Raw genomic sequence first — 16,228 nt, 5'->3', positions numbered from 1 at the left:
GTGAGCGTCCCCGCCCGCCGCGCCGCGCCGGAGCCGTGGCACGACCCGTCCACGCAGCCGTTCGTGCGCATAGAAGGCGTGACCAAGACCTACGGCAAGGTCCGTGCCTGCGACGATATTTCCCTGGACGTGTATCGCGGCGAGTTCTTCGCCCTGCTCGGCGGCTCGGGCTCGGGCAAGAGCAGTCTGCTGCGCGTGCTGGCCGGCTTCGAGACGCCCGACCGCGGCCGCGTATCGATCGATGGCATCGACGTCACCGACCTGCCGCCGTACCAGCGGCCGGTCAATATGATGTTCCAAAGTTATGCCCTGTTCCCGCACATGAGCGTGGCTCAGAACATCGCCTTCGGCCTCAAGCAGAGCCTGCCCGGCGAGGCCCGGCTCGGCGCCGGCGAGATCCGCGACCGGGTGCAGGCGATGCTGGAGCTGGTGCGCATGCCGCAGCTGGGCCACCGCAAGCCGGACCAGCTGTCCGGCGGCCAGCGCCAGCGCGTCGCCCTGGCTCGCGCGCTCGCCAAGCAACCCAAGTTGCTGTTGCTCGACGAACCGCTCGGCGCGCTCGACAAGAAGCTGCGCGAACACACCCAGTTCGAACTGGTCAGCATCCAGGAGCGGGTCGGCACGACCTTCATCATGGTCACCCACGACCAGGAAGAAGCGATGACGATGTCGTCGCGGATCGCGGTCATGGACGCCGGCCGCATCGTCCAGGTGTCGACGCCGGCGGTGTTGTACGAATACCCGGCGACCCGCTTCGTCGCCGAGTTCATCGGCGGCATCAACCTGCTCGAGGGCCGAGTGCTCGATCACGACGACGGCCTGCTGCGCGTGCACTGCGACGGGGTCGGCGGCGAACTGCTCGCGCGCCATCCCGGTCCGCTGCCCGAAGGCGCCGCGGTCGCCATCGCCGTGCGTCCGGAAAAAATCGACGTGCACGAAACCCGTCCCGAAGGCCTGGACAACGCGGTGGTCGGCAAGGTCCGCGACATCGCCTATCTCGGCGACGTGTCGATCTATCACGTCCAGACCGAGGCCGGCGCGACCTTGCGAGTGCAAGAGACCCATGTCGCGCGCAGCTCCGAGCCGCACTACGACTGGGACGACAGCCTGTGGCTGTCGTGGGACGCGACCAGCGCGGTGGTGCTGACATCGTGAGCGCCGAAGTCATGAACGCCGAACTCGTGAGTTGCCCGCCCATACGTACCGGAGCAGTCTGCGCTTCGGTGCCGGGGGCTGACTTGTGAGTGGGATGGAACAAAAGCGGGACTCGGGGGCCTGGGGTTTCTGGGCGGATGTCGTTCAGAACCTCTTCGGTTGGTTCCGCGCCGTCGGCGACGAGTTCCGCAGCCGCCGCGGCCGCCTGCTGGTAACCGCGGTGCCGATGCTGTGGATGGCGCTGTTCTTCCTGGTGCCGTTCCTGATCGTGCTCAAGATCAGTTTCGCCCAGGGCCTGTTCGGCCAGGTGCCGCCATACACACCGCTGATCGAGACCGGTGCCGACGGCGCCGCCTCGCTGCGCCTGCACGCGTCCAACTACACCGCGTTGCTGTCGGACCCGCTGTACATCGCCGCCTATCTGAAGTCGCTGCTGTTCGCCTCGGTGTCGACCCTGTTCTGCCTGCTGTTGGGCTATCCGATCGCCTACGGCATCGCCCGCGCGCCGCGGGTGCTGCGCTTGTTGCTGTTGGTGTTGGTGATCCTGCCGTTCTGGACCAGCTCGCTGCTGCGCACCTATGCCTTGATCGGCTTGCTGCGCGCCAACGGCCTGATCAGCCAGGCGCTGGCCTGGACCGGCCTGATCGAGCCCGGCGAGGCAGTGCTGCACACCGACCTGGCGGTCTATATCGGCATCACCTACAACTACCTGCCCTTCATGATCCTGCCGCTCGCCGCAACCCTGGTCCGGCTCGACTTCACCCTGCTCGAAGCCGCCGCCGACCTCGGCGCCAAGCCCTGGCAGGCCTTCCTGCGCGTGACCCTGCCCTTGTCGGTCCCCGGCATCATCGCCGGCACCTTGCTGGTGTTCATCCCGGCGGTCGGCGAGTTCGTCATCCCCGACGTACTCGGCGGCCCGGATGCGCTGACCATCGGCCGGGTGCTGTGGACCGAGTTCTTCACCAACCGCGACTGGCCGTTGTCGGCGGCGATCGCCATCGCCATGCTATTGCTGATCGTGCTGCCGACTGTGTTGTTCGAATACATCGAGAATCGCCGTATAGCGCGCGAGGCCCGTTCGTGAAGCAGCGTCCGTTCGTCCTCTACACGATGATGGCGCTCGGCTACGCCTTCCTGTACCTGCCGATCGTCTCGGTGATCGTGTTCTCCTTCAGCGCTTCCGAGCGCGCCACCACCTGGGGCGGTTTTTCGTTGCGGTGGTACGGCGCGCTGATGCGCAACGAGCAGATCCTGGAAGCGGTGCAGCGCAGCCTGATCATCGCCGCGATCTCGGCGACCGCCGCGGTCGCCCTCGGCGCCGCGAGCGGCCTGGCGCTGTCGCGCTTCGGCCGCTTCCCGGGGCGCGGTATCCTCAGTTTGATGAATTCGGCGCCGATGGTGATGCCGGACGTCATGCTCGGTCTGTCCTCGCTGTTGTTGTTCGTCGGCGTGCAGCAGTTGTTCGGCTGGCCCGAACGCGGCATGACCACCATCACCCTCGCCCACATCACCTTGACCGCCTGCTACGTCACCGTGGTGGTGCGCTCGCGCATGACCTCGATGGATGCGAGCCTGGAGGAAGCCGCGATGGACCTCGGCGCGAAACCGTGGCGGGTATTCTTCGTCATCACCCTGCCCCTGATCGCCCCGGCCCTGCTGGCCGGCTGGCTGCTCGCCTTCACCCTGTCGCTGGACGACCTGGTTATCGCCAGCTTCACCTCGGGCCCAGGCTCGACCACCCTGCCGATGCTGGTCTACTCCAAGGTCAAGATCGGGGTGACTCCGGAGATCAACGCCCTGACGACGATCATCGTTCTGCTGGTGGCGATCGGCGTCAGCGTGGCCGGGGTGCTGATGCATCGGCGCGAACGCAAGTTGGCGCGATTGCGGGATTGAGGCGTATGCGCGTGGGCTCGGCGCGAGGTTGAGCCGTTGACTCTGCTCTTGCGTTGCCGTTGCCGTTGCCGTTGCCGTTGCCGTTGCCGTTGCCGTTGCCGTTGCCGTTGCCGTTGCCGTGATTTTGCTCTGCTCTGCTGCTCTGCTCTACTGCTTTGCCGGCCAATAGAAGACCCGTAGGGCGGCCCGCAGGGAGGCGAGCCGTGCGCCAGCAGGCCAGGGACGGCCTGTCTGGAGCATCCCTGCGTCGGCTTCGATCGTGCGGGCTGGTGCCCGCAAGGAGAGCCCTTTTCTTTGGCTACCTTTCTTTTGGGCTCAGCAAAAGAAAGTAACCCGGCCGCGTCAGCGGACGGAAGCTTTGCTCTTGCCGTAGCTTCAAAGCCCTGCGGCAAGAAACGCCGCAACGGGAAACGGCGCGGTCGCGGGATGCGCAGAGAGGACAAGGGCGACGCCGTCTATCGGAGCGGCGCATTTCCGCCAGGGTAGGAGCGACGCAAGCCGCGACATCGCTGCGGCGGTCTTGCGGCGCCCCCTCTCATTCAATTGATCAACATCAAACCCAAAGCTTCCGCCAATAAAGCGGCGAGTTAATTTCTTTTGTCTAAAGCAACAAAAGAAAGATAACCAAAGAAGTTGCTTTGTTTTGAATCACAAGCCCGCACGATCACGGCATCCGCGCGGATTTTTCATACGGGACCTCCCTGTCCCGATGAAAAACGGCCCGCATCCCTGCGGGCCGTCCTCCGGGTCTTCTATGGCTTCGCTGGTGCGAAGCTACGCACAGCAACGGCAACGGCCACAGCAATGACGGATGTTTTGTGCAGGAGCGGCGCAAGCGGCGACCTCTTCATGCGCCGACGCCGGCTAGCCACCGCCGTGGCCGCGACTAGCATCGCTACTGCAGGGATGACCCCAAGACGACGAGAATCACGAGAGTAGCGGCGGGGCCGTTCGGCGCCCGCCGGCATGGCGCGACTCAGTTCGTCGTCGCCGTCTTGCTCTGCGCTTCCTGCGCCAAGGCCGACAGCCGGTCGAGGTTCTGCATCGAGGTGAGGTGGGTGTAGATCAGCCCGAGCGCGCCGGAGCGCAGCAGGTCCGGGATCGATTCGTCGCCGAGCTTGAGCAGGCGCTCTTCCGACACCACGTAAACGCCGCCGAGCTCGCGCTGGGGCTCGCCTTCGCCGCCGAACCGGATCACCCGCTGCTCCAGCAGGTCGAGTTCCTTGAGCTTGGCGGTGAACGCGGCGGTGCGCCGGAACTCGTCGTGGTAGCTGGCCATGAAGCCCATCGCCCGCGCGAGGTTTTCGCTGTCCTCGCCGCTCTCCTGGAACAGCGGCTCGCCCTCCTCTTCCGACAGGCCGTCGTAGGCCATGTCGATGCAGACCGTCATCGTGTTGTTGGCGCGGTCTTCGGTGAGGATGAAGGGGTACTGGCGCAGGAACGCCGGCACGTAGCCGCGCTTCCAGCGCGCATCTTCGCCGACGTAGAGATTTTCCTCGTTGCGCAGGCCGACCATGATCGCCGGCAGGTAATCGCCGCTTTCGAGCTTGGCGAACACGATGGCGTACTCGCAGGCGGCCTGCAGGAACTCGACCGTGGTCAACGGCACCGAGTTGAGCCCGGCGGCGAAGCGGGCGTTGTGCGAGGACGAGCGCAGACGCAGGCGGCGATGGGTGTGGCGGTTCAACGGCACGACTTTGTCGTAGATCAGCATGGAAGTCCCGAATCTGTGGTGTGTCCGCCGACCCGGCGGGTGCGGCGACGATGCCGCATCGCCATGACAGTTACAACGGGCCGGCGCCGGGCCGCGCGAAGCGACCCGGCAGCGGCGCCCGCTGTGGACACGCCCCGGGCCTGCCCCAGCGCCGGTGAAGGCAACTTTCACGTGCGCCGACGCCAGTCAAAGCTGTCATCACGTCGCATCCCATATCGTGATTGCCGGCACATACAAGCCATACGTGCCGGGTGCAGAGAAGGGGAAGTGCTTTGTTCAAGGTGTCATTGCGGGAACACGCTCTGCTGAGCGTGCTAGTGGGATTGCAGCGCGGGGTGCAGCCGGAAACCAGCCACATGAAGCACGTTCTGATCGAGGACGGCCTCGCCCTGAGCCACGACGGCCGCCTGATCCTGTCGAACGCCGGCATGACCTTACTGCAGGCCCTGCAGCACATGGTCTGGGCCGAGGTGGAATCGCTGCAGCAAGTCCTGGCCAACAAGCTGACCGCGCCGAGCGACGACGTGCTGCGCATGTCGCGCCATCCGGTGCCGCCCTCGGCCGAGTGAATTTCGAACGTCCGTTCGGCCGGTGCCCCGCTTGGCCGGCACGCTCAGCCGGCGCGGCCCCAGGCCTGCACGCTGGCCATGCCGGCGGCGGTCATCGCGAACGAGCCCAGCATGTGCAGGGCCGCCACGCCGAACGCCCAGCCGAACTGCTGGCGCCCGAGCAACTGCACGACCTCGGCCGAGAATGTGGAGAAGGTGGTCAGCCCGCCGAGCAGGCCGGTGACGATGAACAAGCGCCACTCCGGCGCGATCGAAGGATGCTGCGAGAACCAGGCCACGGCCAGGCCGATGCCGTAGCCGCCGACCAGGTTCGCCGCCAGGGTACCCAGCGGCAGGCCGGCATGGCCGGGGTTGAGCCAGACGGCCAGCCCCCAGCGCGCCCAGGCCCCGATCGCGGCGCCGAGGCCGATTGCCAAGAACGAAACCCACATCGTTGCGATCTCCCGCCTTGCCTGTGCCTGTGGCGGCCGCGCGTCGCGAGCGGCCGCGCCCCCCGTCGAGTATGCCCTCGCCGGCTCAGCCGCCCTCGCCCTCGCCCTCGCCCGCGCCCGGCTCGCCGTCGCCACCGCCCTCGCCGTCCTGCGCGCCGCGCGCCTGCGCACGCAATACGCGCAGCCGGGCGAGCTTCTCGCCGAGCTTGATCTCCAGGCCGCGCGCAACCGGCTGGTAGTACACCCGCTCGCCCATCGCATCGGGGAAGCCGGTCTGGTCGAGGGCGATGCCGCCGGCCGCGTCGTGGTCGTACTGATAGCCCTTGGCGTAGCCCAGCCGTTCCATCAGCTTGGTCGGCGCATTGCGCAGGTGCATCGGCACGTCCTGGGTGCCGTACTGGCCGACGTCGCTCTTGGCCGCGTTGAAGGCCGCGTAGGCCGCGTTCGATTTGGCCGTGCTCGCCAGGTAGATCACCACCTGGGCCAGGGCCAGATCGCCTTCCGGGCTGCCGAGCCGGTCGTAGGTGTCCCAGGCGTCGACCGCCATCTGCTGGGCGCGCGGATCGGCCAGGCCGATGTCCTCGACCGCCATGCGCACGATCCGGCGCGCGAGGTAATGCGGGTCGCAGCCGCCATCGAGCATCCGCGCGAACCAGTACAGCGCCGCGTCCGGGTTGGAGCTGCGCACCGATTTGTGCAGCGCCGAGATCTGGTCGTAGAACTGGTCGCCGCCCTTGTCGAAGCGGCGAGTGCGGTCGGCCAGCACCTGGGCCAGGGTCGCTTCGGTGATCAGGCCGCCCTCGTCCTGCGACAGCTCGGCGGCGATCTCCAGCAGGGTCAGCGCGCGGCGCACGTCGCCGTCGGCGGCGGTGGCGATCTGCAAAAGCAGGTCGTCGCCGACCCGGATCGATTGCCCGCCGAGGCCGCGCTCCTCGTCTTCGAGCGCGCGCTGCAGGGACTGGCGGATGTCCTCCGGCGACACCGCTTCCATCACGTGCACGCGGCACCGCGACAACAGCGCCGAGTTGAGTTCGAACGAGGGGTTTTCGGTGGTGGCGCCGACGAACAGGATAGTGCCGCGCTCGATGTGCGGCAGGAACGCGTCCTGCTGGTTCTTGTTGAAGCGGTGCACCTCGTCGACGAACAGCACGGTGCGGCGCCCGTCGGCGAAACGGTGGGCGGCCTCGGCCAGCACCTGGCGGACTTCCGGCAGGCCCGACAGCACCGCCGAGATCGCCTTGAACTCGGCATCGGCGTAGCGCGCCAGCAGCAGCGCCAGGGTGGTCTTGCCGCAGCCCGGCGGCCCCCACAGGATCATCGAATGCACGCGTCCGGACTCGACCGCGCGGCGCAGCGCCGAGCCCGGCGCGAGCAGACGGCGCTGGCCGACCATCTCGTCGAGGGCACGCGGGCGCATGCGCTCGGCCAGCGGGCGCAGGCCGTCGCGGTCGACGCTCAACAGGTCGCGTTCGTTATCGGCGGAGGGGACGTTTCGGCGAGCCACGGGGCGCACGGGTTCCGGTGTCTGACGGCCCGACACGATAGCAAGATAGCGCCGACGGAGGCCCGCCCCCCGGCGCAAGCCATTGATCCAGCGGGATTTCGCAAACCGCCTCCGGCCGCGGGTCGAACGTGGCGGCAGGCGCGGCGGCGAGTGGTTAGGATCCCCGACCGGGCCTCGGCGCAGACGCCGCTCACATCGCCGGGCCAGCGACGTTTCCCCTGCTACCCACCCGGCGCGCCGGAACTCCATCCACTGACAAGCGAGGATCGCGATGGCGGATTTCAACGAGTATTTCCCGCAGTTGCTGACGTTCGAGGGCGGCTACGTGGACGACCCGGCCGACCCGGGCGGGGCCACCAACAAGGGCATCACCCTGGCGACCTTCGAGGCGCATGCGCAGTCCTTGCTCGGCATCGCCCCGACCCTCGACAACCTCAAGGCCCTGAGCAACGGCCAGGCGGCGGTCCTGTACAAGACCCTGTACTGGGACCCGCTGTATTGCGATGCGATCGGCCTGCAGTGCCTGGCCGAGGACCTGTTCGATTTCCAGGTCAACGCCGGCTTCCATGCGGTGCTGCTGTTGCAGACCCTGCTCGGCCCGCCGGTGAAGGCCGACGGCCGTTTCGGCCCGGACACCCTCGCGGCGCTGCACGCGGCCGATCAGGCGGCGCTCTACCCGGCTTACCGCCAGGGCCGTATCGATTACTACCAAAGCCTGGCCAGCGAGCATCCGGTCCTGCAGCGTTTCCTGCCCGGCTGGCTCAAGCGTGCGCAGTGGTTCCCTGAGCAGGCGCCGGCGCAGGCCTAGCGCCGGGGCGGCAACCGGTGCCGGCGTTCAACCGTACCTCCAGCGGCATCGCAAAGGCCCGATCGCGTCATCCCGGCCGCGGCGCCGCGGCCGCACAATGAGCGGCCGCATCGACCCTCAGGAACCGGCGTTGCCCGCAACGCCGCCGACGCCATGACCGCCACCGCCCTTCGGATCCGCCCGGCACGCGCAGACGACCGCGCCGCCGTGCTGGCCCTGCTCGAGGAAACCTTCCTCGACACCTGGCGCCCGCAGCTGACCGCGCAAGCCATCGCCGCCTATCGCCGCGGCGGCGGCACCGAGCGCTTCGTGGAAGCCCATTGGCACCGCTTCGTGATCGCCGAGCTCGACGGGCGCCTGGCCGGGTTCGCCCACCGCGAGGACGGTTTCGTCGATGCCCTGCACGTGACCGCCTCGGCGCGCCGGCGCGGCGTCGCAAGGCAGTTGATGGCGACACTGGAAGCGGCGATGCGCGCCGAGGGCATCGCGACCGCGAGCCTGGAAACCGACACCTTCAATAGCGCCAGCCAGGCTCTGTACCTGGCATTGGGCTATCGCGAGACCGCGCGTTACCCCGACGAAGAATGGAACAGCGGGCTGACCACGATCCTCTACGAAAAGTCGCTGTAACCGCGCCGCCGCAGGCGCGGCACCCGTGATGCGCGCGGCCGGCATCCGCTCGGGCCTGGCGACGGCCGGCAGAAAACGCGAGCCCCGGTGGGGCTCGCCTTGCTCGCCGCGGTCGCGGTCGCGGTCCCGCACAAGCCAGGCGGGCTCGCGTCGCGGACTCGAGGGTTACCAGCTCGCCCACGACGAAACCGGCAAGTGTCGCTCGGCGTGCGCGATCACCGCCGCCACCGAGGTCAGGTGCCCCACCGCCACCAGCCGGCGCGCGGTATGCCACTCGCTGTCGACGATGCGGGTGGTGAAATCGTCGTCGCCGAGCATCGTCATCAGCGCCAGTTCGTTCGGCGAGCCCTGGCGACGGCTGGCGGAGACGAGGGTCGGTTCGTGCGAATAGAACGCCATGCAGGTGCCCTGACTCGGCTGCTCGACCATGTCGGGACGATCGCACAGCGCGATGGCGTGGCCGCTCTGGAAGTGGTTCTTGTTCCAGGGCCAATGCTTGATGTCGTGGCCGAGGCCGGATGAGGCCGATACCTGGAAACGCTGGAATTGCGAACCGTCGAGGCTGTAGTAGGCATAACGCAGGAAGTCGACGTCGACGAAAGCGACCGGCAGCTCCGACAAGGCCTTGACCAGGTCCTTCGCCCCGGAGAAGTCCTTGCGGATCGACATGTCGAGCATCATCGCTTCGCGCGGCATGGCGAAGCCGTCGCCGAGGGTGACGCCGAAGGCCATGTCGTAAGGCGCGGATCCCTCGCTGCCGCCTTCGCAGGTACCCGACAGGCCCGGCTCGTCGTAGAGCAGCGGATCGATACCGAGCAGGATGCCGTGGCTGGCGGGAGTGCCGAGCTGGGCGCCGCTCCAGTCCGGGATCGCACCGGTCAACAACGAGGTACGGCCGGTGCAGTCGCCGCCTTGCGTCGGGTTGTACTCGTTGCCCTCGGTGCCGCGCGTGGTCATCTGGAAATCGGCGCCGGCGTTGTCGTGCGGCACGGCCTGACGGCCGGCGATCCAAAGGCCGGTAATCATCGGCGCGCGCGTCATGAACGGCAGCACTTTTTCGTTGAGCCGGATGCGGATGACGCCGTTGTCTTTCTCGAAAGTCTGGTCCTGGGCGGCCGCCATCGTCGGCAGCAGCAAGGCGATCAATAACGACAGACGCTTCATGCGGTGACACTCCAGTCGGAACGCTGGCGGGGGACGCGCGCATGCGGCCAGCGTTGCGCCTGCGCCGGGTTCGCCTCGATCCTGGCGAAGCGCGGCGAGCATGCCACCGCGATCGCGTCGGGGCATGCGCCGCCTCGGTTCGTGCTGTGACGCCGAGCAGCATGCGGCACGACCCTGCCGCGGATCAGCCGGGCGAATAGCGCGACGCCTTGTGCCGATACGCTGCGACGCATTTCACACGCACGAGTCGCTGACGCAAACGAAGTTGATCGCGGTCGCAGTTCGCGACATCGCCGCTCGCAAGCCCGCGCGCAAACGAAAAACGCGAGCCCCAGGGGGCTCGCGTTTCGCTCGATGCGCAGTGCGGCTCCGCCGCGCGGCGCGGCTCAGCCTTCGCCGATCACGTCCACGCCCTTGGCCGGCGCGTACTTGAAGGTGGTCGCCGGGAAGCTCGGGTTGCGCTTCCAGCCGCTGAAGCTGATCTCGGTCTTCTGGCCCAGCGCGTCGACGATTTCCATCTTCGCCAGGCCGCCGGCGTTGAAGCCGAGCCGGGCGCTGCGGAAGCTGGCGTCGTTCTCGGTCTTGGGCTGCAGCGACAGCCAGTTGAGGCCGCCGTTGCTGCCGTGGTCCTTGACCACGAACATCGCATCCAGTCGGGTCGGGTCGATCAGCGCGGCGAGCGGGCTGTTGTGTTCCTCGGCGCCCTGCGGTCGCACGCTGACCTGATTGAGGTCGGGTTCGAAGACCCAGACCTTCTTGCCGTCGGCGACGATCAATTGCGGGTACGGCTTGACGTATTCCCAGCGGAACAGGCGCGGCGCCGACAGCGCCACCTGGCCCTGCGAGGTCTCCTTGAGCTTGCCGTTGGCGTCGTAGACCTGCTGGGCGAACTGGCCGTCCAGGCCCTTGAGGCCGCGGGTGAAGGCGCCCAGGTCGTCGCGCGCGCCGGCGAAGGCGCTGGCCGAGAACAATACGGCGGCGATCGCGCCGGCCGCAGCGAATTTGACGGTACGAATCATCGGAATACTCCAGGACGCTTGCGCAGAGTCTGACAACAAAAAACTGAACGGGCACGCGCCAGGACCGGCCCGGCGCGCCATCGGTTCAGCTTAAGGCCGGCCCTACTTCGGCGGCGGCGGCGCCAGCACGTTGCGGTCGCCGTTGTGCTCGGGCGGAGTGACGATGCCGGCCGCTTCCATCGCCTCGATCAGGCGCGCGGCGCGGTTGTAGCCGATCTTGAGCCGGCGCTGCACGCCCGAGATCGAGGCGCGGCGGGTCTCGGTGACGATGCGCACGGCCTCGTCGTAGAGCGGGTCGGATTCGTCGCCGCCGGCGTTGGAGGTTTCCGGCAGGCCGGTCGCGCCGACCACGGTGCCGTCGCCCATGGTCTGCACTTCGTCGAGCACGCCTTCGATGTAGTCCGGGCGGCCGCCGACCTGCTTGAGGTGCTCGACCACGCGGTGCACTTCCTCGTCGGAGACGAAGGCGCCGTGCACGCGCTCGGGCATCGCGGTGCCCGGCGGCAGGTACAGCATGTCGCCGTGACCGAGCAGAGTCTCGGCGCCGGATTGGTCCAGGATGGTGCGCGAGTCGATCTTGCTCGACACCTGGAAGGCGATGCGGGTCGGGATGTTGGCCTTGATCAGGCCGGTGATGACGTCGACCGAGGGACGCTGGGTGGCCAGGATCAGGTGGATGCCGGCGGCGCGCGCTTTCTGCGCCAGGCGGGCGATGAGCTCTTCGACCTTCTTGCCGACGATCATCATCATGTCGGCGAATTCGTCGATGAAGATGACGATGAACGGCAGGGTCTCGAGCTGGCGCGGCGCCTCGTCGAGCTCGGGGTTCGGCTTGAACAGCGGGTCCATCATCGGCTGGCCCGCTTCCTCGGCGTCGCGGACCTTCTTGTTGAAGCCGGCCAGGTTGCGCACGCCGACCATCGACATCAGCTTGTAGCGGCGCTCCATCTCGGCCACGCACCAGCGCAGGCCGTTGGCGGCTTCCTTCATGTCGGTCACGACCGGCGCCAGCAGATGCGGAATGCCCTCGTAGACCGAAAGCTCGAGCATCTTCGGGTCGATCATCAGCATCCGCAGTTCCTTCGCGGAGGCCTTGTACAGCAGGCTCAGCACCATCGCGTTGACCGCGACCGACTTGCCCGAACCGGTCGTGCCGGCGACCAGCAGATGCGGCATGCGCGCCAGATCGGCCACCGTCGGCCGCCCGGCGATGTCCTTGCCGAGCGCCAGGGTCAGCGGGCTGCCGGACTTGTCGTATTCCTTCGAGCGCAGCAGCTCGGACAGGTAGATCATCTCGCGGCTGGTGTTCGGCGTTTCCAGGCCGATCACCGACTTGCCGGGGATCACGTCGACCACGCGCACCGACTTGACCGACAGGCCGCGGGCGATGTCCTTGTCGAGCGAGCTGATCTGGCTGACCTTGACCCCGGGCGCGGGCTGCACCTCGAAGCGGGTGATCACCGGGCCCGGATAGGCGCCCATGACCTGCGCGTCGATGCGGAAATCCTTGAGCTTGAATTCGATCTGCCGCGACAGGGTTTCCAGGGTCTCTTCGCTGTAGCCCTTGGGTTGCGGCTTGGGATCGTCGAGCAGCGCCAGCGGCGGCAGGCCGCTGCCGTCGCCGGTGTTGAACAGCGGGATCTGGGTTTCGCGCTTGGCGCGTTCGCTCTTCTCCACCACCGGCGCAGGCGGCGGTTCGATCCGCACCTTCTCGCGCTTGGCGCGCAGCTCGGTGTCGACCTTGCGCACTTCCTCGCGCTCTTCGCGCATGACCTGGGCCTGGCGCCACTCGGTCGCCTGCTGGCTGCCGCGGCGGAACAGCTTGCTCAGGCTCGGGCCCAAGGCCATCGTCCACTGGCCCAGCCTGTCCATCACCGCGAACCAGGAGATGCCGGTGGCCAGGGTCACCGAGATCAACAGCAGCGCGAGCAGGAACAGATTGCCGCCGACCGGGCCGAAACCGGAGTACAGCGAACGCCCGACCAACTGGCCGAGGATGCCGCCGCTGCCGGCGGAAAAATCGTCGGCCGGGCCGAAGCGCAGTTGCAGCAGGCCGGTCGCCGAGACCAGGAAACCGACGATGCCGATCAGGCGCAGCGCCGGGCCGAGGTCGGCTTCGCCGTCGCCGTCGCTGTCCATGCCGAACAAGGCGATCCAGGCGATCGCGCCGAGCATGATCGGCAGCAGGAAGGCGACGTAGCCGCACAGGTACAGCAACACGTCGGCGGTCCAGGCGCCGACGCGGCCGCCGACGTTATGCAGCGGCGCGGTGATCGAGCCCGAATGCGACCAGCCCGGATCGGACGGCGAGAACGTCATCAGGCTCGCCAGCAGGTACAGCAGCAGCGGCGCGATCACGATCAGGACGATGTCGCGCATCAGCCGCTGACGTCGCGGCGACGGCGGGCGCTTTTCGGTCTCGGCCGCTTTGGCCTTCTTGCGACTGGCTGTGGGAGCTTGCGCCACCGTGATGTGCTGCCTTAGGTTGATACTGTTAGTTGTTGAATATACAGCCGAATCGAGCCGAGTGGAAAGAAAGCGGCTGAGTGCCCGCCAGCGGGCCGCCGCGCCCTGCCCCGATTTCGCTGCGGCGACGGGTCCGGGCCGCATCGCCCCGGCCGACCCGACCGCCGACGGCGCCGCCACCCGCCCGGCCGCAACAAGAACGGGGCGGCGGCGGGACATTGGCGCACCGGCCACCGCCCCACCTTACCGCCCCGCTCCGCCGGCGCAACCGGTTTCGGGCGAGCGCAGGCGGGAGATCCCGCCTGCGCTCGCCCGGCCAGCCGGCCCGGCCGTGTTCGGCCAGGTTCCGGCGATGTTCTCGCCGCCTTGGCCTCTTACAGCTTCATACCCTGCAGGGCCGGATGGATCAGCTGGCCGGCCTCGACGTTGATGCCGCGCACCAGCGCCGGGTTGTTGCGCCACTCGGCGCCGGCGGCCAGCTTGTTGACCCAGGGCAGGATCGCCGCGCAGATCGCCTGCGAGGAGGTCTGCGGCACGGCGCCCGGCATGTTGGTCACGCAGAAGTGGGTCACGCCCTCTTCGACGTAGGTCGGTTCCTTCCAGGTGGTCGGGCGCGAGGTCTCGAAGCAGCCGCCCTGGTCGATGGAGATGTCGACCACCACGCTGCCGTCTTCCATGCCCTTGAGCATTTCGCGGGTCAGCACGTGCGGCGCGCGCGCGCCGGTCACCAGCACCGCGCCGATCACCAGGTCGGCCGAGGCGACTTCGCGGGCGACCACGTCGACGTAGGGGAACAGCGCGGTGACGTTGTTGCCCAGACGCATCATCTGGTCCATGCGGTCCTGGCGCATTTCGAACACGGTGACGTTGGAGCCGCCGGCCGCGGCCAGCGCCGCCGAAGCGCCGCCGGCCTGGCCGGCGCCGAACACCACCACCTTGCCGCGCTCGGTCGACGGCAGGCCGCCGAGCAGCTTGCCCTTGCCGCTCATGGGCTGGTGCAGCAGGTGGGTGCCGACCTGGACGCCGATCTTGCCGGCGATGATCGACATCGGCGCCAGCAGCGGCAGGTCGCCGTTGGGCAGCTCGACGGTCTCGAAGGCGACGCCGGTCAGGCCGATGTCGAGCAACTGCCGGGTCAGCACCGGCTCGGCGGCCAGGTGCAGGTAGCAGAACAGCAGGTGATCCTTGCGAAGGTGCTGCAGGTCGCCGGCGATCGGCTCCTTGACCTTGACGATCAGCTCGCCCTTTTCGTACAGCGCCGCCGCGTCCGGGGCGATCTTCACGCCCAGGCGGGTGTAGTCGGAGTCCTTGAACCCGCTCTTGATGCCCGCGTCCTGTTCCAGCCAGACCTCGTGGCCGCGATTGACCAGATCGCCCGCCGCGGCGGGAACGAGCGCGACGCGCCCTTCGAGGGTCTTGGTTTCCTTCGGTACGCCGATACGCATTGCTGTCTCCAGTGCGGCCCAGAAAAAACGCCGCATGCGCGGCGCCCCAAGCCAGATTGTCTAAGTTGTCGTGTGGTGTCGGAACGTTGCGGTGGAACGTGGTGCTGTGGCGAATGGGGTGGAACGAATCCTGGTCGGCGGTCGTGCTTGCGCGTTCGTGCCCGAGCGCCTGTCTTCGAAGCGGTCCGACGGCGGCTGCGCGATCCGGCGGCGTCAGCCAGCAAGCGCCAGCCGGCAGTCGCCGGTCAGATACGCCCATCGGCACGCGCCGCGTTGGCCGGCTACGGGCGGTTCGCGCGGAACGCAACATTGCGTCCGTACGACACGCCTTGTTTTGCCGGGACGCCGCCTCCAAGCTATGCCCTGCTCCTGAAACTTCAACACGCCGGCGTATGGCCGAGATGTCGAGTTTCATTCTGCGCAGAGCGCGCTCCCAACTGCCGCGATTATATACATGACCCCTTCCAAGCACTCCCGTGTCGTCATTCTCGGTTCCGGCCCGGCCGGCTGGACTGCCGCCGTCTACGCCGCTCGCGCGAACCTGAAGCCGCTGGTGATCACGGGCCTGCAAATGGGCGGTCAGCTCATGACCACGACCGAAGTCGACAACTGGCCCGGCGACGCGCACGGCCTGATGGGCCCGGACCTGATGACGCGCATGCAGGCGCACGCTGAACGCTTCGATACCGAAGTCGTGTTCGACCACATCCACACCGCCGACCTGTCCAAGCGTCCGTTCCGGCTGAAGGGCGACAACGGCGACTACACCGCCGATGCGCTGATCATCGCCACCGGCGCGACCGCGAAGTACCTCGGCCTGCCCTCGGAAGACGCGTTCAAGGGTCGCGGTGTGTCGGCCTGCGCCACCTGCGACGGCTTCTTCTACAAGGACCAGGACGTGGCGGTGGTCGGCGGCGGCAACACCGCGGTCGAGGAAGCGCTGTACCTGTCCAACATCGCGCGCAAGGTGTATCTGGTGCATCGCCGCGACACCCTGCGCGCCGAGAAGATCATGCAGGACAAGCTGCAGGCCAAGATCCAGGCCGGCAAGATCGAGCCGGTCTGGCACCACACCGTCGACGAAGTGCTCGGCAACGACGTCGGCGTGACCGGCCTGCGGGTGAAGTCGGTGCAGGACGGCTCGACCCGCGACCTGACCATCCACGGCCTGTTCATCGCCATCGGCCATACCCCGAACACCACCTTGTTCGACGGGCAGCTCGAGATGAAGAACGGCTACCTGACCATCCAGACCGGCCTCGACGGCAACGCCACCCAGACCTCGGTGCCGGGCGTGTTCGCCGCCGGCGACGTCGCCGACCAGGTGTATCGCCAGGCCATCACCTCGGCCGGCTTCGGCTGCATGGCCGCGCTCGACGCCGAGAAGTTCCTCGACAAGGACGCCTGATGCTGCGGCCTCGCGGATC

General features: G+C 67.7%; 14 protein-coding genes. 7 read left to right on the top strand and 7 right to left on the bottom strand.

Annotation, left to right across the window (positions count from 1 at the left end; translation table 11 throughout):
• The 3 genes from AC6CH2_RS02075 to AC6CH2_RS02065 all read left to right on the top strand — a co-directional run bounded on the left by AC6CH2_RS02075 (position 1) and on the right by AC6CH2_RS02065 (position 3,051).
• Positions 1-1,155, top strand: a complete 1,155-nt coding sequence (locus AC6CH2_RS02075; RefSeq protein ID WP_498267707.1) for an ABC transporter ATP-binding protein — start codon at positions 1-3, stop codon at positions 1,153-1,155.
• A 226-nt stretch (positions 1,156-1,381) separates the two neighbouring features.
• Positions 1,382-2,239, top strand: coding sequence for an ABC transporter permease subunit (locus AC6CH2_RS02070; RefSeq protein WP_498268196.1), 858 nt, complete (start codon positions 1,382-1,384; stop codon positions 2,237-2,239).
• A 26-nt stretch (positions 2,240-2,265) separates the two neighbouring features.
• Entirely contained in the window at positions 2,266-3,051 is a 786-nt protein-coding gene (locus AC6CH2_RS02065; protein ID WP_498268195.1) for an ABC transporter permease subunit, read from the top strand.
• Positions 3,052-4,027: 976 nt separating this feature from the next.
• On the opposite strand, the gene AC6CH2_RS02060 is transcribed toward AC6CH2_RS02065, so the two are convergent.
• Complete coding sequence (locus AC6CH2_RS02060; protein WP_498267706.1) at positions 4,028-4,765, bottom strand: SapC family protein; 738 nt, start codon at positions 4,763-4,765, stop codon at positions 4,028-4,030.
• A 356-nt stretch (positions 4,766-5,121) separates the two neighbouring features.
• On the opposite strand from AC6CH2_RS02060, the gene AC6CH2_RS02055 reads away from it, so the two are divergent.
• Positions 5,122-5,334, top strand: coding sequence for a hypothetical protein (locus AC6CH2_RS02055; protein ID WP_498267705.1), 213 nt, complete (start codon positions 5,122-5,124; stop codon positions 5,332-5,334).
• A 44-nt stretch (positions 5,335-5,378) separates the two neighbouring features.
• Here AC6CH2_RS02055 and crcB read toward each other — a convergent pair whose 3' ends face one another.
• Both crcB and AC6CH2_RS02045 read right to left on the bottom strand, forming a co-directional pair.
• Positions 5,379-5,765 (bottom strand): fluoride efflux transporter CrcB, encoded by a 387-nt coding sequence (gene crcB, locus AC6CH2_RS02050; RefSeq protein ID WP_498267704.1) that lies wholly within the window; start codon positions 5,763-5,765, stop codon positions 5,379-5,381.
• 85 nt (positions 5,766-5,850) lie between these two features.
• A complete protein-coding gene (locus tag AC6CH2_RS02045; protein ID WP_498267703.1) occupies positions 5,851-7,305 on the bottom strand; it encodes a replication-associated recombination protein A in 1,455 nt (484 codons plus the stop codon).
• A 235-nt stretch (positions 7,306-7,540) separates the two neighbouring features.
• Here AC6CH2_RS02045 and AC6CH2_RS02040 point away from each other — a divergent pair, with 235 nt between their 5' ends.
• Positions 7,541-8,077: a glycoside hydrolase family 108 protein gene (locus AC6CH2_RS02040; protein ID WP_435393701.1), complete on the top strand. Its 537-nt coding sequence runs from the start codon at positions 7,541-7,543 to the stop codon at positions 8,075-8,077.
• A gap of 153 nt (positions 8,078-8,230) precedes the next feature.
• Entirely contained in the window at positions 8,231-8,707 is a 477-nt protein-coding gene (locus tag AC6CH2_RS02035; RefSeq protein WP_435393700.1) for a GNAT family N-acetyltransferase, read from the top strand.
• A 165-nt stretch (positions 8,708-8,872) separates the two neighbouring features.
• Here the strand turns inward: AC6CH2_RS02035 and AC6CH2_RS02030 are convergent, their stop codons facing one another.
• The 4 genes from AC6CH2_RS02030 to AC6CH2_RS02015 all read right to left on the bottom strand — a co-directional run bounded on the left by AC6CH2_RS02030 (position 8,873) and on the right by AC6CH2_RS02015 (position 14,801).
• A complete protein-coding gene (locus AC6CH2_RS02030; protein WP_498267702.1) occupies positions 8,873-9,871 on the bottom strand; it encodes a hypothetical protein in 999 nt (332 codons plus the stop codon).
• Positions 9,872-10,257: 386 nt separating this feature from the next.
• The gene (gene lolA, locus AC6CH2_RS02025; protein WP_498267701.1) at positions 10,258-10,890 is read right to left on the bottom strand and encodes an outer membrane lipoprotein periplasmic chaperone LolA; all 633 of its coding nucleotides are present in this window, start codon (positions 10,888-10,890) and stop codon (positions 10,258-10,260) included.
• A gap of 102 nt (positions 10,891-10,992) precedes the next feature.
• The gene (locus tag AC6CH2_RS02020) at positions 10,993-13,356 is read right to left on the bottom strand and encodes a DNA translocase FtsK (RefSeq protein WP_498267700.1); all 2,364 of its coding nucleotides are present in this window, start codon (positions 13,354-13,356) and stop codon (positions 10,993-10,995) included.
• A 374-nt stretch (positions 13,357-13,730) separates the two neighbouring features.
• Complete coding sequence (locus AC6CH2_RS02015; protein ID WP_498267699.1) at positions 13,731-14,801, bottom strand: alanine dehydrogenase; 1,071 nt, start codon at positions 14,799-14,801, stop codon at positions 13,731-13,733.
• Positions 14,802-15,255: 454 nt separating this feature from the next.
• On the opposite strand from AC6CH2_RS02015, the gene trxB reads away from it, so the two are divergent.
• On the top strand, positions 15,256-16,209 hold the full coding sequence (gene trxB, locus AC6CH2_RS02010) for a thioredoxin-disulfide reductase (protein WP_435393695.1): 954 nt from the start codon (positions 15,256-15,258) through the stop codon (positions 16,207-16,209).
• Positions 16,210-16,228 lie beyond the last annotated feature (19 nt).

The sequence above is a fragment of the Lysobacter sp. GQ73 genome, from assembly GCF_059758755.1.
Note: the sequence above shows the minus strand (reverse complement) of the source record. Positions and strands in the feature narration are given on the sequence as shown.